The sequence below is a fragment of the Flaviaesturariibacter aridisoli genome, assembly GCF_004343705.1.
Taxonomy (GTDB): Bacteria; Bacteroidota; Bacteroidia; order Chitinophagales; family Chitinophagaceae; genus Flavisolibacter; species Flavisolibacter aridisoli.
Window position 1 is genome coordinate 117,293 of record NZ_SKFH01000011.1, and the last position, 19,213, is coordinate 136,505.

The window sequence follows — 19,213 nt, forward strand, 5'->3', positions numbered from 1 at the left end:
TTTACAGGTAACGTTTGATGCAGAAATGGTTAGAAAAAACGTGCCAAAAATCAGGAAGCCGCTGCCGGCGCGGCCTGCGGGATGCCGAGCACACGTCCGGTATAGGCGCGTATCTCCTGGCAAAGGGCGGCATCTTTCCCCAACGAGCGTCCGTAGCTGGGCACAAGCCTACGCAGTTTTTGCTGCCATTCTTCCGAGGCGAGCCGCTGCGGAAAGCAACGCTGTAGCAAGTCGAGCATGATCGACACTGCGGTGGAAGCGCCGGGCGATGCACCAAGCAGTGCCGCGATGGAGCCGTCGGCGGCAGACACCACCTCGGTACCGAACTCCAGCACGCCGCCTTCCTCTTCGTCTTTCTTGATCACCTGCACGCGGTAGCCGGCGATGGCCAGCTCCCAGTCTTCCGCGCGCGCCCCGGGATAATATTCCCGCAGCGCCTCGAGCCTTGCCTCCGGCGTGAGCCGCACCTGGTCGATCAGGTATTTCGTCAGCGGCAGGTTGTGCATCCCCGCAGCCATCATGGGACGCAGGTTGCTGAATTTGATAGAGCGGAACAGGTCAAGTACGGAGCCGTGTTTGAGAAAGCGCGTGGTGAAGCCCGCATAAGGCCCGAAGAGCAGCTCGCGCTTACCCTTGATCCAACGGGTGTCGAGGTGCGGCACCGACATCGGCGGCGAGCCCACGGCGGCCAGGCCATACACCTTGGCTTCGTGCGCGCGGATCACCCCCTCGTTGGTGCAGCGCAACCACTGCCCGCTTACAGGGAAGCCGCCAAAGCCCAGGCCTTCCGGGATACCCGATTTGAGCAGCAGGGGCAGCGATCCGCCGCCGGCGCCGATGAACACGAAAGGCGCGCGGATGCTGCGTTTGTCGCCGGTAGCCTCGTCTTTCACGCGTACATGCCAGTAGCCGTCACGCTGGTCGAGGTCGAGCACTTCGTGGTTGAAATGCAGGTGCACGTCTTCGTTCTTCTGCAGGCACTCGAAAAGGCAACGCGTCAGGGCACCGAAGTTGACATCGGTGCCGAGGTCCATCTTCGTGGCCGCAACCGGGTCCGTAGAACTACGGTCCTGCATCACCAGCGGCGCCCACTGTGTGATGCGCGCGCGGTCCTCGCTGTATTGCATCCCGCGAAAGAGGTGGCACTCCTGCAGGGCAGCATGCCGCTTCTTCAGGTACTGCACGTTTTTCCCGCCCCACACAAAACTCATATGCGGAATGGGATGGATGAACTTGTCGGGAAACGTCACAACGCCCTGCTCCACGAGGTATGCCCAGAACTGCTTCGACACTTCGAACGACTCGGCGATCTTCACCGCCTTACTGATATCGATGGAGCCGTCGGCACGCTCGGGTGTGTAGTTGAGCTCGCAGAATGCCGAGTGACCCGTGCCGGCATTGTTCCAGGCGTCGGAGCTTTCCGCCGCGGCAGCTTCAAGGCGCTCGAAGATCTCGATGCGGTAGCCGGGATCCAACTGCTTTAGCAGGGCACCCAGCGTGGCACTCATGATGCCGGCACCGATGAGCACGATATCAGTGGTCGTTTCCTTCATAACCGGTGTCGGCTAAAAAGACATGCCAGTGAAGCAATGGGAGAATGCGATGAGGGGTAATGGAAGAGCAGTGGCGAAAGCAGACCTTATTTTGCGGCATAAAAAAAGCGCCTGCGGCGCTAAGGTTGGTGGAATTCGGCTTGTAAAAGGGTACGTTCTAAAGATTGGTTTTCACAGGGTTGGCCGGTAGACACAGGCTTGATAAAAAACGGACGGTCAGGTTCTCTAGGTCGGTGGTCTTCAGGATACTGGACGGTTCGGTCAAAAGGGTCGGACAGGTCGGTTAAAAGGGCTATTGGATGTAGGCGTTTTCCGTAGGACAATGTAAAAGTACGTCAGCTGGATAGCGATCGGGCCGCACATTAGACCTGCCCCCCCGGATCATAGGCAGAAGCCCCTTTTCGGGCGTCGACGGCTCCCATCATTTTGCCGCGCAAGCGCTTCCAACTCAGCTGCCGGCGGATAGCCTACGTGCAAACCCAACACGGCTTTACTATGAAATACTTAGTAGCAATGACATGTATATAAGTCCACTCTGTGAAGTAGGTCGCATGAAGTCCTGTAAACCACCGCCGTGCTTAACGAACCGGGTAATGGGCGCACACAGCCGGGCGACATATTCTATACGACGTATCTCCATGGATAGATACGGACAAGTATAGGGACGTGGATAGGGACAAGCTCCGCAGCGGCACGTGGGATGGGGAGCGGGGAGGCTTTATTTGTGGAACGTGCACTGGTTTAGATTTGTGCCTGAAAACTTTTCAGCTATGAATAAAACAAAAGTAGCCCTGGTTACCGGCGGCAGCCGCGGACTAGGCAAAGACATGGCGCTTGCCATTGCCGGCAAGGGGCTCGACGTGGTGCTCACCTACCGCAGCGAGCAGGGCGCCGCCGAAGAAACGGTGCGCCAGGTAGAAGCGCTTGGCCGCCGTGCCATCGCCCTTCCGCTCGACCTTTCCGTGGGCGGTGCGGCAGCGGGTTTCGCAGCGAAGCTGCAGCAAGCCCTTTCGGCCTGGGGCGTCGACCGCATCGACTTCCTCGTCAACAACGCGGGCATGGGCGGCAACCATCCCTTCGGCACGGTTACCGAAGCGGTGTTCGATGAATTCCTCAACGTGCACTACAAAGGGGTTTTCTTCCTCACACAGGCGCTGTTGCCGCAACTCGCCGACGGCGGCGGCATCATCAACATTTCCACCGGCACCACGCGCTTCGTCAACCCCGGCTACTCGGTGTATGCGTCGATGAAGGGTGCCATCGAAGTGTTCACCCGCTACCTGGCCAAAGAGCTCGGGGCCAGGGGCATCCGTGCCAACGTAGTGGCGCCGGGCCCGATCGAAACCGACTTCAACGGGGCGGCGATCCGCAACAACCCGCAGCTGAAAGAGCGGCTGGCCTCGATGACGCCGCTGGGCCGCGTGGGCGGAGCCGACGACATCGGCGGCGTGGTGGCCTTCCTGTGTACCGATGACGCAAAATGGGTGAACGGCCAGCGCATCGAAGTGAGTGGCGGGATCAATGTGTAACCAGGAGCAACGCTAGCCGCAGTATATTCGCCCCGATGGAAGTCAAAGGAAAACCGGTTGATGCGCAGACGCGCTGCGTCCATTACCATTCGCCAATGGATGTGATTGCCATCCGGTTCAAATGCTGCGGCGATTATTATCCCTGTATCCATTGCCATGAAGAAACGGCCGGCCACCCGGTGCAACGTTGGCCCGAAGCCGAATGGAGCATGCGCGCCGTTTTGTGCGGCGTATGCCGCCACGAGCTGACGATCCGGGAATATTTCGACAGTGCCTATGCCTGCCCTTCCTGTGGCGCCGCGTTCAACCCCGGCTGTCGAAACCACAATCACCTGTATTTCGAAGTCTAATTCAAAGCCGGAAGTGCGAAGTGGGAAGTGCGAAGCAAGCGTTAAAGCTATTTCCGACTTCCCACTTCCGGCTTCCGACTTTCTGCTGTGGTATCGGTTTTGCAACGTCCCCCGAAAAAACGGTTATGGATAAGCGTTCCTGGATTCCCATTCTCCTCATCGTATCCCTGGCTTCAATCGGCTACGCCATTTACCGCTCCACCGCCGAGCGTGTTGTAATTACCGAGGGCAATCGCCAGACGGTTTATGGTGAGCCGCAAAACGGCCTTGTGCTCGGCCTGCTGCTGCTGGGCGGACTGTGCCTGCTGGCTTCCGTTGCACTTTCTACGTGGCGCGACACCCGCGAGATCACGTCCACCCGCGTGGAAGAAGGTCCCATTGCCAACTTCCGTCGCTAGGGTATTGCAGTTCAGGGGGCGTTTTGTGCCGTTCATCCTGACTATTAGGCGTCTTGTACTACTTTGTATTGCATAGTACCTTAGGCGATGCCATCTTTGTGTAGTCAATCACAATTACGACACACAAAAATAGATAGTCATGAAAACGTTCTTCATCGCCCTCAGCTTTATCAGCAGCCTGTTTTTCAACCAGTTACACGCCAGCCCGGTGATCGACAACCCGGCTGTGGAAGCTGCCTTCGAAAGCCGCTTCGCCGCAGCCCGCGACGCCCAGTGGAGCGAGCTCGACGGACTTTACCGGGTACGCTTCAGCCTCGATGGCCTCGTGTCGAACGCCTACTTCAACGCCGAAGGCACCCTGGTGGCCCTCACCCGCCTGGTATCGCCGGCCGCCCTGCCGCAGGCCCTGCGCAACGCACTTCAGGAAGCGCTCGGCACCCGCTGGATCAGCGACCTCTTCGTGGTGGAGTCTGAAAAAGGCCGCGTTTACTACGCAACGCTGCAAAGCGCCGACGGCAAAGTGGTGCTGCGGTCGGTCCAGGGCCGCCGGTGGGCCCGCTACCACGCCAGCGTTTCGCTGTAACCAACAAGCTCTTTCCGCAAAGCCCTGCCTGGACGCAGGGCTTTGCTTTTGGGATAAAATCCCCGCCCGGCGCGGAAAATATCGCGTGCAGCCGGTAAGTTTGTGTAGATTTACTTTCCAACCCAATACAATCGTCACAGTATGAAACTTTTTGTAGCAGGCCTGCCGTATGACATGGATGATGCGGAGCTGACAGAGATCTTCGAAAAATTCGGCCCCCTCAATTCCGCGAAGGTGGCGATCGATAAAGAAACCGGGAAGAGCCGCGGCTTTGGTTTCGTGGAAATGCAAAACGAACAGGACGGTCTCGACGCGATCGAGCACCTGAAAGATATTGCCTTCGGCAAAAAGCAATTGATCGTGAAGAAAGCCGAAGACCGTGGTCCCGGCGGCCCTGGTGGCGGTGGCGGCTATGGCGGCGGCGGTGGCCAGCGCCCTTATCGCCCCGGTGGCGGTGGTGGCTATGGCGGCGGTGGCGGCAACTACGGCGGCGGCGGTGGAAACCGCGGCGGTGGCGGCGGCTACGGTGGTGGTGGCAATCGCGGTGGCGGTGGCGGCAACTATGGTGGTAGTGGTGGAAACCGCTACTAAGGTGAAGCGTGAGCCATCAGCGGTGAACGCTGACGCCTAAAATAAAAAGAACGGATGCCTTTGGCATCCGTTCTTTTTATTTGCTGGTATCGACGATTCATGTATCCGGAGGCTCCAGCTTCCGACTTCCTACTTGCTTACCACGAGCACCTTCTCCTCCTCGTGCCGGATCGCCACGGTGCGACCGTCCTCGAAGGTGCTGAAGTCGCCCGTAAGCTGGTGCGACGTCACCACGAGGTGATCCTTGGCGCGCTTGACAGTTAGGTAGTGAAACTGCGGCTTGTAATCCGTGGCCACATCGGAAAGGTCTTCGGTGCCGGCGCGCAGGGGCTGGTGCAGCCCGCCGCCGCCGCCGATGACCATAAAGTCTTTACCACCAACGTGGAAGTGTTCGTAGTTGTGCGAGTGCCCCGACAGGAACAGGCGGCACTTCGACGTTTTCAGGAAGGCCGGCACAAAGCGTTGCTGCACAGCATGGCTTACACCCACGATCTTGCTGTTGGTGTACGGCGAATGATGGCAGCTTACGACGATGTACTGCACCGAAGGGTCGTCCTGGAGCGCCTGCAGGGCGTCGGTATACCAACGCTGCTGCACGGAGTCTTCGTTGGCCGTCATCGCTTTGAAATTGGAATTGAGCAGCACCACGGCCACCGAGTCGACCACCTGCACGTAGCCGGTGCGCACGTGCTCGGGAAAGCGCTGCTGGAACTTACGCTCGCCGGCGGCGGCGCGGCCCATCACTTCGTGGTTGCCGAGGATGGCGTGCACGGGTACACCGCGGTCGCGGAGGCTGGTAAGGTAGCGGTCCATCGGCCGCCATTGCGCATTGCTGTAGCCGAGGTTTACTACATCGCCGAGCAGGAACAGGGCCTGCGGGCGGCGGCGCGCCACGTCGGAAAAAAGGAGGCGCGTAGCTGTTCGGTTGTTATTGGCCTTGAGCCAAAGCGTTTCCACGAACATCGGCGCCTGCGTGTCGCTGGCGAAGGCAATCTCGGTGCTGTCGTTGTTTGAGGGCATGGACTGTGCATTTGCAGGGCCTGTAAGGCTGGCGGCAAGCAGGGTAAGGACGGCGGCGATTCGGATCATAGGTGTGATTGGCCTTTAAAAATACCCGATCCGTACCGGCCGGCCTGCGGCCGGGCTTCCCTTTAACATCCTTCCTGACGCTTTTTTAACAGGCTTCTCACAGAAGGCAAATGCAGTACCATTTTGCGCCCTTGGCGAAGCCGCCTACTTTTGCACCCCCCAAAACAATCGCTATGACCGCCCTTGTCGGCTACCTCGCTACCCTTTTCCTGGCCCTGTCGCTGCTCGTGAGCAACGACCTCCAGTTCCGCTGGTTCAACACGCTCGGCTGCCTGAGCTTCATTATATACGGTGCGCTCTTCGGCGCTTTCCCCGTGATCCTGACCAACACGATCCTGCTGGTGATCAACGTGTATCACCTCATCAAGGTATACCGCTACCGCGCCGAGGAAGATTTTGACCTCATCCCCTACTCAGCCGGCGACCCGCTGGTGCAGAAGTTCCTGGATTTCTACGGGAAGGACATTGCCCACTATTTTCCCGCCTACCATAACACGGGCGAGGAGAACCTCCGCTTCTTCGTACTTCGCGATATGGCCATCGCCAACGTGTTTGCCGCTTCGGTGGAAGACGGCGGCACACTCACCGTGCGCCTCAACTACACCGTGCCGAAGTACCGCGATTTCAAGGTCGGCACTTTCCTGTTCGACAAGGGCCGCAACTTTTTGCAGCGCCAGAACGTGCGCCGCATCGTGTACAACGAAGTGGCCCATAGCGGCCACGCGCAGTTTCTCCGCCGCATGGGCTTTGTGCAGGAAGGCAGCAAATACGTCAAGCACCTCTCCTGACGCGTAGCTGGCACAGCGTTTTCGGTATGGTTGGAAAAAGATCATGAGCGACAAGCAATTCGAAACCGCGCGCAACAACGAGCAGTCGCCCGCACCGGGCTTCGCCTCCGTCAATACCCACAACCCGAGCGAGGAAGCCGAGCAGCAACCCCAAACCTCCCAGCAGGAGCGGCACCCGCGTTCCGCAGAGGATGCCAGCCGCCCCCGGCCGGAAAGTGCAGAAAGGGCGGCAGGTTCTGAAAGTTCTTAAAGTTTTTAGGGGTCTGCCTTCGGCCAATAAGAAGCTTTAAAAGCAAACGAAGGTTCGGAACCGAAGAGACGCACCCGGTGCGTCTCTTTCCTTAAGAACCCTGTTTAATAAACGCCCGGATCGCATCTGCCGTCTGGTCGATCTCCGCATAGGTATTGTAAAAGGCGAACGACACGCGGGCAAGACCGGTTACGCCCAGGTGTTGCATCAGCGGCTGCGCGGTCAGCTCGCCGGCACAGATGGCGATGCCTTCCTTGTCGAGGAATTTCTCGAGCTTTTTTACATCCAGGCCGGGCAACCCGAAAGAAATAAGCGGCTCCTTTTCCTTCGCCGTACCGTGGATGACCAGCCGGTCGATCGCCTCGAGCTTTTTCGTGGCGTAGCGCAAGAGCGCTTGTTCATACTTCGAAGTTTTGTGCCGATCGAGTTCGTTGAGGTAGTCGATGAGCGTGCCCGTGGCGATGATGTCGGCAAATGATTGGGTGCCGCCTTCGAACTTCATGGGTGCCTCGGCGTAAGTGCAGGCATCGAAGCTCACCTGCGTGGTCATCTCGCCACCACCAACGAGCGGCGCTATGCGATCCAGCCATTCCGCCTTGCCATAAAGCACACCCACACCCGTTGGCGAGCCCATCTTGTGGCAGGACAGCGTATAGAAGTCGCAATCGAGCTCCCGTAGATCTACGGGCATATGCGGTGCAGCCTGTGCGCCATCCACCACCAGGGCTATGTCGCGGCGGTGCGCCAACGCAGCGATCTCCTTGATCGGGAAGATCGTTCCCAGCACGTGCGAGGAGTGCGCCACGCTGATGACGCGCGTGCGCTCGTTGATGAGCCCTTCCAGCGCGTCCAAATCCAGTTCGCCCCTGGCCGTGATGGGCGCCACCTTCACTACCGCGCCGGTGAGCTGGCCCGCCATAAGCCAGGGCACGATGTTGGCGTGGTGCTCCAGCTGCGACACAATGATCTCGTCGCCGGCCTCGAGCCCCGCCTGCGCGAGCCCGTTGGCCACGATGTTGACCCCCTCGGTGCAGCCCTTGGTGAAAACGATCTCCTTTTCGGAGGAAGCCTTGAGAAAGCGCGCCATCTTTTTTCGGGCCGCTTCCTTCAGTTCCGTGCTTTGCTTGCTGAAGTAATGCTCCTCGTCGGGCTTCGCATATTCTTTCGTATAAAAATCGCGGATGCGGTCGATCACCACCTGCGGCTTGTGGGTGCTGGCCGCGCTGTCGAGGTATACCAGCGGTTTGCCGTGCACGTGGCGCCCCAGCATCGGGATGCCGCCACGGATCTTCTCAATGTCCAGTCCATACGTTTCCTTTTCCGGTTCCATAGGGGGCTGTTTCGCAGCAATGGCTCAAAAACCGTGCACGTCAAACCGGTGTGCCGCTCCGGCCGGCCGCCACCGGGCTTCGATTACCGAGCGGCTTGGCACCGACGGCGTAAGCAAGGAGGCGTACCGATAGACGCAGGCCTGCATAGTCGTAGGGCTTCGCGATGGGGTCGGTGTGGTAGGCGGCCGCAAAAAGAAGCCCGCCCGGGTCGGAGCAGCAGAATGTCCTCCGCGTCGTCTTCCACGCAGGTGATGTACTCCTTGACCATCCTATGCAAACTTTGAAACAACACGGTGTTGCCCCAAAGGTTAGCGGTGCAGTTTGCGGGCAGAATATAAATGCCGGCCAGGCTTCCGGCTTAGCTGCCTTCTTCCTTTTTGCCGGCTTCCTTGTCTTTGTCCACGTCTTCTTCCGGCGACTCCACATCGTTCTCGCGCTGCAGTTCTTCCTGCACCTTTTTCGATTTTCTGCGGAGGATGGGGAAGCGCATCGGGCTCTGGCGCGGGCGCTCATCGCCCAGCAGCACGCCCCACTGGCGCAGCGTTTCGCTGCGGTCGAAAATGATCTTGAGCACGGCGATCATCGGCAGCGACAGGAACATCCCCGATACGCCGGCAAGGGCGCCGCCCACCACCACACCCACGATGGTGGCCAGCGCGTTGATCTTGACCTTGGAGCCCACGATGCGCGGCATCAGGATGTTGTTGTCGAGAAACTGCACAAAGGCGATGGTGCCCAGCACGGCGAAGATGGGCCAGAGGTCATGCGAGGAGGCCAGCGTAATGAGCACCCCGATGATATTGCCGATAAGCGCTCCCACGTAGGGAATAAGGTTGAGAAAGGCGAAGATGACCCCGATCAGGATCGCGTGCTTGATGCCGATGACCATGAGGATGCCGCCCAGCAGGATCGTGATATACGTGATCTGGATGGCGAGGCCTACCAGGTAGCTCTTGATGATCACTTCCGACTCGCGCAGCGCCTCTTCCACCTTGTGGTGCGTCGGCACCGGGAACCAGAGGAACACGAAACGCAACAGCAGGTTTTTGTAGAACAGCATGAGGAAGATGTAGATCGGCAGCAGGCCCACGAAAATGAAGATCCCCGTGATGGACGAGGCGGCGCCGCCCGCCAGCCCCGACACCCAGTTCATGAGCTTGTCGTTTTGCTGGTCGATAAAGGCCGTTTGCTTCTGGGTGGAATAATGAAAGCGCGTTTCGATCCAGTGACTGAGCGAGCCGAGGTGCAGCCGCACGTTTTGCCGGATGGTGGGGAAGTCGGACACAAGGCCGCTGACCTGCGAGGAGAAGAACCAGATCAGCCCCGCCGCTACCAGGATCAGCGACAGCAGCGCCAGGCCGATGGCCAAAGTCTCCGGGAGCTTTTTGCCCCGCAGGAAGCGGTAGATGGGCAGGAGCATGATGGAGAGAAAAAAGGCCATCAGGATGGGCGAAAGGATGTCGCGGCCGCTGACGATGATCAAACCAAGGAAATAAAGACCCATCAGTTCCAGGGCCCGGCGAACGGTCAGGGGCATGCGCATTGTTTTACCGAAGATAAAACCGGACCAGCAGCCGGGGTGGTGGCACGCCGATTGCCTCTGTTCGGCCAAAACAACCACATGAAGAAGATTTTACTGGGCGCCCTGGTATGCGCGGCAGTTGCCGGCATCGTCGCCTACGCCATCAACCCCGAAAAAGTGACCGGCGCCATCGACGACCTGAAAAAGAAAGCCGACGACCTGCTGGGCAAGGCCGCCGAAGGCTACGACAGCCTGAAAGACCAGGCCAGCGGCGCGATGGGATGAGTGCACTGCCTCCTTCGGCTGCGCTCAGGATGACAGTGCGGCCGCCGGGTCGCTGAGTTCCTGTCAAGCTGAGCGCAGCCGAAGCTTTAACATTCCCCCATCAAACCCCCGCAACATTCTTGCGGTCTTGCATTCAGACTGCCATCCGCAGTCTTTTTCTTTAAAAAGGAGACTATGAAAAAGTTACTGTTACCCATCTTCGCCCTGCTGATCTTCCCGCTGCTCAATAGCTGCAGCGGCAGCAAATTGCTCAACTACACCCTCACCGAGCAGGACGCCGCGGCAGCGATCCGCGAGTTGCTCAACGCCGGCGCCCGCAACGGCTCCGTTGGCAACGCCTTCTCCAAGGAGAACGTGGTGAACACGGTGTTTCCTTCCGATGTGGCCAAGGTATTCAACACGCTCAACAACCTGGGCCTGAGTAAAGACCTCGACCGCTTCACCACCTCGCTCAGCGGTGCCGCTACCGCCTCCGTAGAGCGCGCCGTGCCCGTATTTGCCAGCGCCATTTCCGGCATGCGCCTCGGCGACGCCATCAACCTGGTAAAAGGCGGCGGCACCTCGGCCACGGATTACCTGAAAGCCAACACCGGCGCCAACCTGCGCACCGCGCTGACCCCCGTGATGGAAAACGCCCTGGCCGAGTATAAGCTCAACGACCAGTGGAATAAGCTGATCGGTCCCATCAAGAACACGGGCATCGGTAGCCGCCTCAACCTCGACTTGTCGAACCTGATGGCCGCCGCCGTGAGCGAAGCCATGTTCCGCAAAATGGCCGAAGGCGAGCAACTGATCCGCACCAACGCCTCTTACCGCACCACGCCCCTGCTGCAAAAAGTGTTTGGCCGGAGCTGGTAAAAAAGGAAATCTATTGCTTTATTGGTCTATTCCTAAGGAGTAAGGGTCGCCTGCGGGCGGCCTTCTCTTTTTGGGGCCTGGTCCGTCTGTGGATGGGACAGAAAAAGCTGGCGCCGGAGCAACCACAGCAGGCTTGCCATCCCTACAAAATGAAGCTGGATAAGCCAGGGCGTACCACCGAAGAACACACGGGCTCCGAAACCCTGATGTAGCAAGCGATTGTAAAGGGTATGGGTCAGGGGGTACTCGATGAGCAGCGGCAGCACCAGCAGCAGCACGACCATGGGGGCGCGGAGCCGGAATCGGCAGGTAGCCAGCAATACCGGCAACCCGGCGCACAGCAGCACCACCGTTGCCAGGATAACCCGCAGGGCTGGACCGAGGGTCTCGTTCCCGCTGAGCGCCAGCAGCACGACCTTTTCGTCGCCGCCACCCATCAGGGCCGTCAGCAACCGCGCAAAAGGCAGGGCGGCAAACAGGAGCGCGATCCCCGGCCCCGGACGCCGGCGACTGATCCACAGGCCGGTCCACATACAGGCAAAGGAGAACAGCGGCCCGGCGAGCGTGGCGATCCACCGGTAACCGTCCGAACGGGCGGTTTGCCACAGGTTGAAATCGCGGGGGCCATACCCACTGTAGAGTAAATACCCGGTTTGAATGTGTACCTGTTCGTGGAGTTCCGACAGCACGAAGCAGGCGCATAAAAAGGCGAGAAACCAAGGCAGAGACGGCCGGAATTCTTGTTTCATATCGGTTGAGACGCCGGCGTCGGCTCCACGGTTACCGCTCAGCATTGGGAAGAGAAATACTCAGGCCAACGTTAACGAATGTTAATCGAAAAAGCTGTTTTTCAATACTTTAAGAAACAAGCTCTGCTTTTTTAGGTGTCCTGGCCTACTCTGGCATGCTTTTCTATTAGTAGGGAATGAACCGTATTTCAGTCCACTAAACTGTATGTTATGAAAAAGATCTTCTCTACAATAACCGCCGCAGCCTTCCTGGTAGCCTGTAACACGACTCCCAACCCTACGGCCACGACAACGACAACGACTACGACTACTGCTTCGGACACGACGGGCCTCGCCCAGTTCCAGGCCTGGAAGTCGCAGAGCGAGCTTGCCCCGCAGGCTCCGAACGCCAATAACGCTATCGCAGCCGCTCCTGCTGCCAGCGCCACCCGCAGCTATGCGCCGGTGCGCCGCAGCAGCTCCTCGTCCAGCTCCCGCCGCTCTTCGTCTTCCTCGGGCAGTGGTAGTGGTTCCATGAGCTCTTCTTCGTCGAGCACCGCCTCCGCCCCCGCCAAGAAAGGCTGGAGCAAGGCCGCTAAAGGTGCCGTCATCGGTGGTGTAGCCGGTGCCGCCGCCGGTGCCATCATCAACAAGAAGAACCGCGCTGCCGGCGCCGTGATCGGCGGTGTACTCGGTGCTGCCGGTGGCTATGGTATCGGTCGTGCCGGTGATAAGAAAGATGGTCGCTACTAAGCGCACTACATATTTTTGAAAGACACCCTGACGGGCCCGGGATTCCTCCCGGGCCCTTTTTATGGAATAAGACCTATGGAAGTCTATTGAGTAAGGCGGGCGCCTCACGGCCCGCTTCGCAGAGCAGGCCAAGCACCTTTTTCGCGATTTGCGGCTTTGCCGCGTACTACCTTAGCTGAAAGCTAGTTATGCACCGCTTGCTCCTGCTCCTCAGCCTGCTGCTGACCACCACCGCCCCTGCGCAAAAGAACGATGCCCGCTACCAGCCCAAGCCTTACGTGGAGCTGCAGCACCCGGCCTGGAGCCGCAATGCCGTGCTGTACCAGGTCAACATCCGGCAATACACGCCCGAGGGCACCTTCAAGGCCTTCGCGGCGCACCTCCCGCGGCTCAAGGCGCTCGGCGTCGACATCCTCTGGCTGATGCCCATCCACCCCATCGGCCGCGAAAAGCGAAAGGGTGTGCTCGGCTCCGAATACTCCGTGCGCGATTACTATGGCGTGAACCCCGAGTTCGGCACCCTGCAGGACTTCAAAGACCTCGTGCGGGCCGCGCATGCCCAGGGTATGCACCTCATCCTCGACTGGGTGGCCAACCACTCGGCCTGGGACAACCCGCTGGCGAAGCAGCATCCCGATTGGTACACCCATACCGCCGAAGGCAGGTTTCAGCCCACCCCCTGGTACGACTGGGACGATGTGATCGACTTCGACTACAACAAACCCGCCTTGCGCAGGTACATGACCGAAGCGCTCCAATGGTGGGTAAAAGAAACCGGTATCGACGGCTACCGCTGCGATGTGGCCGGGTTCATCCCGGTGGACTTCTGGGACAATGTGCGGCGGGAGCTCGATGCCATCCGCCCCGTATTTCTACTGGCCGAGTGGGAAGCGCGCGACATGCACAAGCGCGCCTTCGATGCGACCTATAGCTGGAGCCTCTACGAAACGCTCCTCCGCGTGAGCAGGAACGAGCCCGGCGCCATGCCCGCCCTCGTGGAGTACCTCGCGCACGACGTGAACACCTGGCCCGACGAGGCCTACCGCATGCTCTTTACCGACAACCACGACAAGAACTCCTGGACCGGAACGCCCCTTACCCAGTTCGGTCCGGCTCTTGAGACCTGCATCGCCTTTACGTATGTCTGCAAAGGCATCCCGCTCATCTACAACGGGCAGGAAGCAGGCAGCGAAAAGATGCTGCGCTTCTTCGACAAGGACACGATCCAGTGGAAAACCGGCGCCCGCGATACGCTGTACCGCACCCTCAACAGCCTGAAGCACCGCAACCCGGCGCTGGCCAATGGAAAGGCAGGTGGTGAAATGATCCGGCTGAGCAACACGGCGCCGGGGCAGCTCCTGTCTTTTTACCGGCAGAAAGGTTCGCATTCGGTGATTGCCCTCTTCAATTTCAGCAAGGCGCCGGTAGTGGCCACGGTCTCTTTCCCGCCAGCCCTGCGCACCAGCTTCCGGCTCCCGTTTGCGCAGGGAAACCTGCTCCGGGACGCGCCCGGGACGATCACGCTCAGCGGCGAAGAGCGCTTTACGCTGGCCCCCTGGGGTTGGATGATCCTTGAACGATAGGCATGCAAGCATCCGTGCCAATCATGACCACGATTAAAAATCCGTACTCCTTCGCTCCGCGCTGGCGGCGTCCCTAATTTTGACCCACAACCTCAGTACATGAAACGACTCCTCTCCCTCGCCCTGCTGACCCTGTTGCTCAGCGTCCGCGCCCTGGCCGACGAAGGCATGTGGCTGCCGCAACTGCTGCAGACCCTCAACGAAAAAGACATGAAGAAGCTGGGCCTGAAGCTCAAGGCCAGCGACATCTACAGCATCAACAAAAGCTCCCTCAAAGACGCAATTGTATCGCTCGGCGGCTTCTGCACGGCCGAAGTCATCTCCACCCAGGGCCTGCTGCTCACCAACCACCACTGCGGCTTCGACGCCATCCAGAACCACAGCACCCTCGACCATAACTATATCCGCGACGGCTTCTGGTCGAAGAACAACGGCGAGGAGTTGCCCAACCCGGGCCTCACCGCCACCTTCATTGTGCGCATCGACGACGTAACGACGCAGGTGCTCTCGGGCATCACCCCCGGCCTCAGCGAGAGCGAGCGTACGGCCGCCATTTCCCGCGCCATCAACAGCCTCCGCCAGAGCCTCGACCGCGCCGCGGGGCAGGACGTGCTCATCCGTCCCTTCTTTGAAGGCAACAAGTACTACGCCTTCGTAACCGAAACCTACAAGGACATCCGCCTCGTGGGCGCACCGCCCTCCTCGATCGGCAACTTCGGCAAGGACACCGACAACTGGATGTGGCCCCGCCACACCGGCGACTTCTCGCTGTTCCGTATTTATACGGGCCCCGACGGCAGACCCGCCGACTACTCACCGGCCAACAAGCCGATGGTGCCGAAGCGCTCGCTCTCCATTTCGCTCGACGGTGTTACCGAAAACGACTTCACCATGGTGTTCGGCTTTCCCGGCCGCACCAACGAATACCTGCCCGCCTCGGGCGTGCAGCAGCTGATGTACATCTCCGACCCGGCCCGCATCGGCATCCGCGAAAAGGCGCTCTCTGTCCTCAACGGCTACATGCGCGCCGATGAAGGCATCCGCATTCAATACGCCTCGAAATACGCCGGGATCGAAAACTCCCACAAAAAGTGGAAAGGTGAGCTGCTCGGCCTGCAGTCCAAAGACATCCTCGGCCGCAAGCGGACCTATGAAGCCGAATTCCAGAAGCGCGTCAACGCGAACCCGAAGTGGAAAGCCGCCTATGGCACCGTGCTTACCGAACTCGACAGCAGCTACAGCGAACTGGGCCCCTACGCCTACGCCCGTGACTATTACAACGAAGTGCTCCCGCGCATCGAGCTCCTCTCGAACGCGCAATTGCTGGCCGGCCTCGTGACGGCCTACGAACGCGGCGGCGCCACCGCTTACAACGTCGAGCTGGCACGCGTTCGAGAAACGCTGAGCGGCATCTTCGGTGAGTACAACGCCACCGTGGACCGCAGCATGGCCGAAGCGCTGCTCGCGATGTACGTGCAGAACCAGAAGCCCGAATTCGTGGCCAACACGCTCGCCTCCGACAACGTGCGGAACGACGTGAACGGCTATGTGGCCCGCCTCTATGGCCAGTCGTACTTCGACGATTCGGCGGCCCTCTTCCGCGTGCTGAGCGCTACGCCCGAAGCCGCGGCGACTGCGCTCAAGGCCGACCCCGCGCTGCAGCTGCAACAGGAGATGCAACGCACCTACCAGCAGAGCGCCGGCAAGCATGCCACCGAGCTTACCGCACGCCTCACGGCCCTGCAGCGCACCTATATGAAGGCGCAGATGGAAGTGTTCCCCGAGCGCCGCTTTTACCCCGACGCCAACAGCACCCTGCGCGTCACCTACGGCAAAGCCAAACCCTACCAGCCCCGCGACGGCGTTACCTACGGAATGTATACCTACCTGGACGGCGTCATGGAAAAGTATGTGCCCGGCGACTATGAATTCGACGTGCCGCAAAAGCTGCGCACGCTCTATGCGCATAAAGACTTCGGGCAATACGGCGCCAACGGCCGCCAGCCGGTGTGCTTCATCGGCACCAACCACACCACCGGTGGCAACTCGGGCTCGCCCGTGCTCGATGCCTCGGGTAACCTCGTGGGCCTCAACTTCGACCGTGTGTGGGAAGGCACTATGAGCGACATCGCCTACGACCCCGATATCTGCCGCAACATCATGGTGGATATCCGCTACGTGTGCTTTATCATCGATAAGTACGCCGGCGCAACGAATCTTATATCGGAGCTGAAGTTTGTGCACCCGAAGAAGGGCATGGCCAAGAAATAACGCCTTAGAAGACAAATGACAAAAGCCTCGCTGTGCGAGGCTTTTGTCATTGCGAGCGCATCCGCCCGTTGCCAGATTAGTAATGCGTCTCCAGCTTCCGCAGGTCATGGTAATTGATGTGCCCGATCTCCCCGTCGTGCTGCGGCACCGGCACCTGCAGGATGCAGTCGATGTTGCTGTCGAGGGCACCGGCATTGACGTCCCAGTCTTTCTTCGCATGCTCACCGGAGCGGAAGCTCATGGTCTTTGTGTTGCCGATGAAGCTGTACCGGATGTCGAAGATGCCCTGGCAACCCAGGTGATTCTCCAGTACGTAACGGACCAGCACGGGGTCTTCGGGATAGACGTAGGTGTAGTTCACCTCCGCTTTCATTTCGTGACCGAGTTGCTTGCGCACAAGGTCGCGGTCGTAGGCCTGGGCCTCCTCGATGCGGGCAAAGCGCCGGTAGGGCAGGTGCAGCTCCTGCTCATAGAGCGGGTATACCGAGTAGCTGACGTCGCCGTCGCCATAGTCGTATTCAATGGCATTGTACAGGGTCAGCTTGCCGCCGGCCTGCCCGGGGCGGTCGTAGAAAAACGAGAGCTCGGCAAAGAGGCAGCCGGGCTTTGAATAAACTTTGAGGATGCGGTCCATGAGCAGCAGTTACTGGTGAAGGAGAAAGGTACGGCTTCCTGCTAAACCAATAAGTGCTCACCCATCGTTCTTCAACGCCCGCATCAGGAAGCTGGCTGACCGGCATCAGCCGGCACGCCGGGACCGCCCTGTACCTTCGTCTTATGACCGTCGCCATCTTCAGCACCCACGCCTTTGAGAAAGAAACACTTCGCAAAGCCCTCGCTCCGGCCCACGAGTTGCGCCTGCTGGCGCCGGCCCTTACGGCCGACACGGCGGCCCTGGCCGCGGGCTCCGAAGCCGTATGCCTCTTTGTGAACGACGATGCGTCGGCACCCGTACTGAAGCAACTGGCCGCACTCGGCGTTCGCTACCTCGTGCTGCGCTCGGCCGGCTTCAACAACGTGGACCTCGAAATAGCCAAAGCCTGCGGCCTGCGGGTGGCGCGGGTGCCGGCCTATTCACCCTATGCCGTGGCGGAGCATACGGTGGCGCTCCTGCTCGGCCTCAACCGAAAGCTCGTGAAGGCCCACAACCGCATCCGCGAAGGCAACTTCTCCCTCGACGGCCTCATCGGCTTCGACCTGCACGGCAAGACGGCCGGCATCGTAGGCACGGGCAAGATCGGCCAGCTGGTGGCGCAGATCCTCCGTGGCTTCGGCTGCCACGTGCTCGCCTTCGACCCGGCGCCCGACACGGGCTGGGCCACAGCCCACGGCGTGCGCTATGTACCGCTGGAGGAACTGTTCGCCTCCTCGGACATCATCTCGCTTCACGCGCCGCTGACGCCGCAAACGCACTACCTCGTACGCGCCGAAACCCTCGCACTTATGAAACGCGGCGTGATGCTGATCAACACCAGCCGCGGCGCGCTCATGCACACCCGCGACGCCATCGCCGCCCTCAAAACCGGCCAGCTCGGTTACCTCGGCCTCGACGTGTATGAAGAAGAACGCGGGCTCTTTTTCGAAGACCATTCCGAAGAGATCCTGCAGGACGACGTCATCGCCCGCCTCACCACCTTTCCCAACGTGCTCATCACGAGCCACCAGGTATAATGCTCCCTGAATTTGAAACCAGAGGTTAAGTTAAGAAAGGATGTACTTTTAACTACCTCAAATGAAGAAGCAGACCCGCCGCAAATTCACCCCCGCGTTCAAGGCTAAAGTAGCACTGGAAGCCATCAAGAACCAGCAAACCCTCGCTGAGCTCTCCAAAAAATTTGAAGTATCCGCCGTGATGATCTCGCGCTGGAAGTCGGAGTTCCTGGAAAACATGAGCGCTGTTTTTGAAAAGTCTTCCGACACGGAAGGCGAGCCCGTAGACACCCGCGAGCTCTATGCCCAGATCGGGCAGCTCCGCGTCGAAAATGAGTTTCTAAAAAAAAGTTGCAGGAAACTGGGGATCTGACGACGCGTGCCTCACTGGTGCAGCCCCGCTCCAGGAAGCTGTCGGTACGCCGGCAGTGCGCCCTGCTGGCGGTGAACCGCAGCCGGATCTATTACAAGCCGCGCCCGGAGAAGCCCGAGAATCTGAAAATGATGCAGCTCATGGACCACCACCTCTTGGAACACCCAACCGAAGGGGTCTTATCGGTGGTGCACCTGCTGCGCGACCGTGGCTATCCGGTTGGTCCAAAGCGCGTCCGGCGGCTGTTCCGACTCCTGGGTCACCAAACCATCTACCGCAGACGAAACCTCACTAAAATGGGCCAGAAGGTGTTCATAAAGCCGTATTTGCTGCGCGGGCTGGATATCAGCCGGCCCAACCAGGTATGGTCTACCGACATCACCTATATCCCGATGCGGCGGGGCTTCATGTACCTGACGGCTATCATCGACGTGTATAGCCGCAAGATCGTCGGATGGGGCATCTCCAACTCACTGGCGGCGCGCTGGTGCCTGGAGGTGCTGCAGGAGGCGATCGCGGAGCATGGAGCGCCGGAGATCATCAACTCTGATCAGGGCGTTCAGTACACCTGCGCCGGCTGGACTCAGTACCTGGAAAAGAACAGAATCAATATATCCATGGATGGAAAAGGACGGGCAACGGACAACATCTGGATCGAGCGGTTCTGGAAGTCACTGAAGTATAATCACGTTTATCTGAACCCTGCAGAAGATGGAAATGAACTTGTA

21 protein-coding genes are annotated in these 19,213 nt (G+C 59.5%); 15 read left to right on the top strand and 6 right to left on the bottom strand.

The window, feature by feature from the left end:
• Positions 1–50 precede the first annotated feature (50 nt).
• Complete coding sequence (locus tag E0486_RS09235; RefSeq protein ID WP_131851876.1) at positions 51–1,553, bottom strand: malate:quinone oxidoreductase; 1,503 nt, start codon at positions 1,551–1,553, stop codon at positions 51–53.
• A gap of 770 nt (positions 1,554–2,323) precedes the next feature.
• Here E0486_RS09235 and E0486_RS09240 point away from each other — a divergent pair.
• The 5 genes from E0486_RS09240 (at position 2,324) to E0486_RS09260 (ending at position 5,004) form a co-directional block, all read left to right on the top strand.
• Positions 2,324–3,082, top strand: a complete 759-nt coding sequence (locus E0486_RS09240) for an SDR family NAD(P)-dependent oxidoreductase (RefSeq protein ID WP_131851877.1) — start codon at positions 2,324–2,326, stop codon at positions 3,080–3,082.
• Positions 3,083–3,117: 35 nt separating this feature from the next.
• Positions 3,118–3,432: a CHY zinc finger protein gene (locus E0486_RS09245; RefSeq protein ID WP_131851878.1), complete on the top strand. Its 315-nt coding sequence runs from the start codon at positions 3,118–3,120 to the stop codon at positions 3,430–3,432.
• A gap of 125 nt (positions 3,433–3,557) precedes the next feature.
• Positions 3,558–3,830: a hypothetical protein gene (locus E0486_RS09250; RefSeq protein WP_131851879.1), complete on the top strand. Its 273-nt coding sequence runs from the start codon at positions 3,558–3,560 to the stop codon at positions 3,828–3,830.
• Between the two features lie 139 nt (positions 3,831–3,969).
• Complete coding sequence (locus E0486_RS09255) at positions 3,970–4,413, top strand: hypothetical protein (RefSeq protein WP_131851880.1); 444 nt, start codon at positions 3,970–3,972, stop codon at positions 4,411–4,413.
• 141 nt (positions 4,414–4,554) lie between these two features.
• Complete coding sequence (locus tag E0486_RS09260) at positions 4,555–5,004, top strand: RNA recognition motif domain-containing protein (protein WP_131851881.1); 450 nt, start codon at positions 4,555–4,557, stop codon at positions 5,002–5,004.
• 129 nt (positions 5,005–5,133) lie between these two features.
• Here E0486_RS09260 and E0486_RS09265 read toward each other — a convergent pair whose 3' ends face one another.
• The gene (locus E0486_RS09265; protein WP_207906228.1) at positions 5,134–6,093 is read right to left on the bottom strand and encodes a metallophosphoesterase family protein; all 960 of its coding nucleotides are present in this window, start codon (positions 6,091–6,093) and stop codon (positions 5,134–5,136) included.
• Positions 6,094–6,266: 173 nt separating this feature from the next.
• Between E0486_RS09265 and E0486_RS09270 the strand changes: the two genes are divergently transcribed.
• Positions 6,267–6,881: a YgjV family protein gene (locus E0486_RS09270; protein WP_165917264.1), complete on the top strand. Its 615-nt coding sequence runs from the start codon at positions 6,267–6,269 to the stop codon at positions 6,879–6,881.
• Between the two features lie 43 nt (positions 6,882–6,924).
• On the top strand, positions 6,925–7,131 hold the full coding sequence (locus E0486_RS09275) for a hypothetical protein (RefSeq protein ID WP_131851883.1): 207 nt from the start codon (positions 6,925–6,927) through the stop codon (positions 7,129–7,131).
• Positions 7,132–7,222: 91 nt separating this feature from the next.
• Here the strand turns inward: E0486_RS09275 and E0486_RS09280 are convergent, their stop codons facing one another.
• Both E0486_RS09280 and E0486_RS09285 read right to left on the bottom strand, forming a co-directional pair.
• Positions 7,223–8,461, bottom strand: a complete 1,239-nt coding sequence (locus tag E0486_RS09280; protein WP_131851884.1) for an aminotransferase class V-fold PLP-dependent enzyme — start codon at positions 8,459–8,461, stop codon at positions 7,223–7,225.
• 359 nt (positions 8,462–8,820) lie between these two features.
• Complete coding sequence (locus tag E0486_RS09285) at positions 8,821–9,999, bottom strand: AI-2E family transporter (protein WP_131851885.1); 1,179 nt, start codon at positions 9,997–9,999, stop codon at positions 8,821–8,823.
• Between the two features lie 84 nt (positions 10,000–10,083).
• Here E0486_RS09285 and E0486_RS09290 point away from each other — a divergent pair, with 84 nt between their 5' ends.
• Both E0486_RS09290 and E0486_RS09295 read left to right on the top strand, forming a co-directional pair.
• Complete coding sequence (locus E0486_RS09290; protein WP_131851886.1) at positions 10,084–10,269, top strand: hypothetical protein; 186 nt, start codon at positions 10,084–10,086, stop codon at positions 10,267–10,269.
• A 174-nt stretch (positions 10,270–10,443) separates the two neighbouring features.
• On the top strand, positions 10,444–11,127 hold the full coding sequence (locus tag E0486_RS09295) for a DUF4197 domain-containing protein (protein ID WP_131851887.1): 684 nt from the start codon (positions 10,444–10,446) through the stop codon (positions 11,125–11,127).
• Between the two features lie 32 nt (positions 11,128–11,159).
• Here the strand turns inward: E0486_RS09295 and E0486_RS09300 are convergent, their stop codons facing one another.
• Positions 11,160–11,876 (bottom strand): hypothetical protein, encoded by a 717-nt coding sequence (locus tag E0486_RS09300; protein WP_131851888.1) that lies wholly within the window; start codon positions 11,874–11,876, stop codon positions 11,160–11,162.
• A gap of 210 nt (positions 11,877–12,086) precedes the next feature.
• Between E0486_RS09300 and E0486_RS09305 the strand changes: the two genes are divergently transcribed.
• The 3 genes from E0486_RS09305 (at position 12,087) to E0486_RS09315 (ending at position 16,462) form a co-directional block, all read left to right on the top strand.
• Positions 12,087–12,608, top strand: a complete 522-nt coding sequence (locus E0486_RS09305; RefSeq protein WP_131851889.1) for a glycine zipper domain-containing protein — start codon at positions 12,087–12,089, stop codon at positions 12,606–12,608.
• Positions 12,609–12,796: 188 nt separating this feature from the next.
• Complete coding sequence (locus E0486_RS09310) at positions 12,797–14,191, top strand: alpha-amylase family glycosyl hydrolase (protein ID WP_131851890.1); 1,395 nt, start codon at positions 12,797–12,799, stop codon at positions 14,189–14,191.
• A gap of 99 nt (positions 14,192–14,290) precedes the next feature.
• Positions 14,291–16,462, top strand: a complete 2,172-nt coding sequence (locus E0486_RS09315; RefSeq protein WP_131851891.1) for a S46 family peptidase — start codon at positions 14,291–14,293, stop codon at positions 16,460–16,462.
• 76 nt (positions 16,463–16,538) lie between these two features.
• Here E0486_RS09315 and E0486_RS09320 read toward each other — a convergent pair whose 3' ends face one another.
• Complete coding sequence (locus tag E0486_RS09320; RefSeq protein WP_131851892.1) at positions 16,539–17,096, bottom strand: hypothetical protein; 558 nt, start codon at positions 17,094–17,096, stop codon at positions 16,539–16,541.
• A gap of 143 nt (positions 17,097–17,239) precedes the next feature.
• On the opposite strand from E0486_RS09320, the gene E0486_RS09325 reads away from it, so the two are divergent.
• The 3 genes from E0486_RS09325 to E0486_RS09335 form a co-directional block, all read left to right on the top strand.
• On the top strand, positions 17,240–18,133 hold the full coding sequence (locus E0486_RS09325; protein ID WP_131851893.1) for a 2-hydroxyacid dehydrogenase: 894 nt from the start codon (positions 17,240–17,242) through the stop codon (positions 18,131–18,133).
• Positions 18,134–18,194: 61 nt separating this feature from the next.
• Positions 18,195–18,485, top strand: a complete 291-nt coding sequence (locus E0486_RS09330) for a transposase (RefSeq protein ID WP_131850826.1) — start codon at positions 18,195–18,197, stop codon at positions 18,483–18,485.
• A partial coding sequence (locus tag E0486_RS09335; RefSeq protein ID WP_131850825.1) for an IS3 family transposase occupies positions 18,464–19,213 on the top strand: 750 nt, incomplete at its 3' end. The genes E0486_RS09330 and E0486_RS09335, both read left to right, overlap by 22 nt.

Excerpts from the sequence above, each read along its gene's own strand:
- E0486_RS09235 (WP_131851876.1), bottom strand. The coding sequence starts at position 1,553 with ATGAAGGAAACGACCACTGATATCGTGCTCATCGGTGCCGGCATCATG.
- E0486_RS09240 (WP_131851877.1), top strand. The coding sequence starts at position 2,324 with ATGAATAAAACAAAAGTAGCCCTGGTTACCGGCGGCAGCCGCGGACTA.
- E0486_RS09245 (WP_131851878.1), top strand. The coding sequence starts at position 3,118 with ATGGAAGTCAAAGGAAAACCGGTTGATGCGCAGACGCGCTGCGTCCAT.
- E0486_RS09250 (WP_131851879.1), top strand. The coding sequence starts at position 3,558 with ATGGATAAGCGTTCCTGGATTCCCATTCTCCTCATCGTATCCCTGGCT.
- E0486_RS09255 (WP_131851880.1), top strand. The coding sequence starts at position 3,970 with ATGAAAACGTTCTTCATCGCCCTCAGCTTTATCAGCAGCCTGTTTTTC.
- E0486_RS09260 (WP_131851881.1), top strand. The coding sequence starts at position 4,555 with ATGAAACTTTTTGTAGCAGGCCTGCCGTATGACATGGATGATGCGGAG.
- E0486_RS09265 (WP_207906228.1), bottom strand. The coding sequence starts at position 6,093 with ATGATCCGAATCGCCGCCGTCCTTACCCTGCTTGCCGCCAGCCTTACA.
- E0486_RS09270 (WP_165917264.1), top strand. The coding sequence starts at position 6,267 with ATGACCGCCCTTGTCGGCTACCTCGCTACCCTTTTCCTGGCCCTGTCG.
- E0486_RS09275 (WP_131851883.1), top strand. The coding sequence starts at position 6,925 with ATGAGCGACAAGCAATTCGAAACCGCGCGCAACAACGAGCAGTCGCCC.
- E0486_RS09280 (WP_131851884.1), bottom strand. The coding sequence starts at position 8,461 with ATGGAACCGGAAAAGGAAACGTATGGACTGGACATTGAGAAGATCCGT.
- E0486_RS09285 (WP_131851885.1), bottom strand. The coding sequence starts at position 9,999 with ATGCCCCTGACCGTTCGCCGGGCCCTGGAACTGATGGGTCTTTATTTC.
- E0486_RS09290 (WP_131851886.1), top strand. The coding sequence starts at position 10,084 with ATGAAGAAGATTTTACTGGGCGCCCTGGTATGCGCGGCAGTTGCCGGC.
- E0486_RS09295 (WP_131851887.1), top strand. The coding sequence starts at position 10,444 with ATGAAAAAGTTACTGTTACCCATCTTCGCCCTGCTGATCTTCCCGCTG.
- E0486_RS09300 (WP_131851888.1), bottom strand. The coding sequence starts at position 11,876 with ATGAAACAAGAATTCCGGCCGTCTCTGCCTTGGTTTCTCGCCTTTTTA.
- E0486_RS09305 (WP_131851889.1), top strand. The coding sequence starts at position 12,087 with ATGAAAAAGATCTTCTCTACAATAACCGCCGCAGCCTTCCTGGTAGCC.
- E0486_RS09310 (WP_131851890.1), top strand. The coding sequence starts at position 12,797 with ATGCACCGCTTGCTCCTGCTCCTCAGCCTGCTGCTGACCACCACCGCC.
- E0486_RS09315 (WP_131851891.1), top strand. The coding sequence starts at position 14,291 with ATGAAACGACTCCTCTCCCTCGCCCTGCTGACCCTGTTGCTCAGCGTC.
- E0486_RS09320 (WP_131851892.1), bottom strand. The coding sequence starts at position 17,096 with ATGGACCGCATCCTCAAAGTTTATTCAAAGCCCGGCTGCCTCTTTGCC.
- E0486_RS09325 (WP_131851893.1), top strand. The coding sequence starts at position 17,240 with ATGACCGTCGCCATCTTCAGCACCCACGCCTTTGAGAAAGAAACACTT.
- E0486_RS09330 (WP_131850826.1), top strand. The coding sequence starts at position 18,195 with ATGAAGAAGCAGACCCGCCGCAAATTCACCCCCGCGTTCAAGGCTAAA.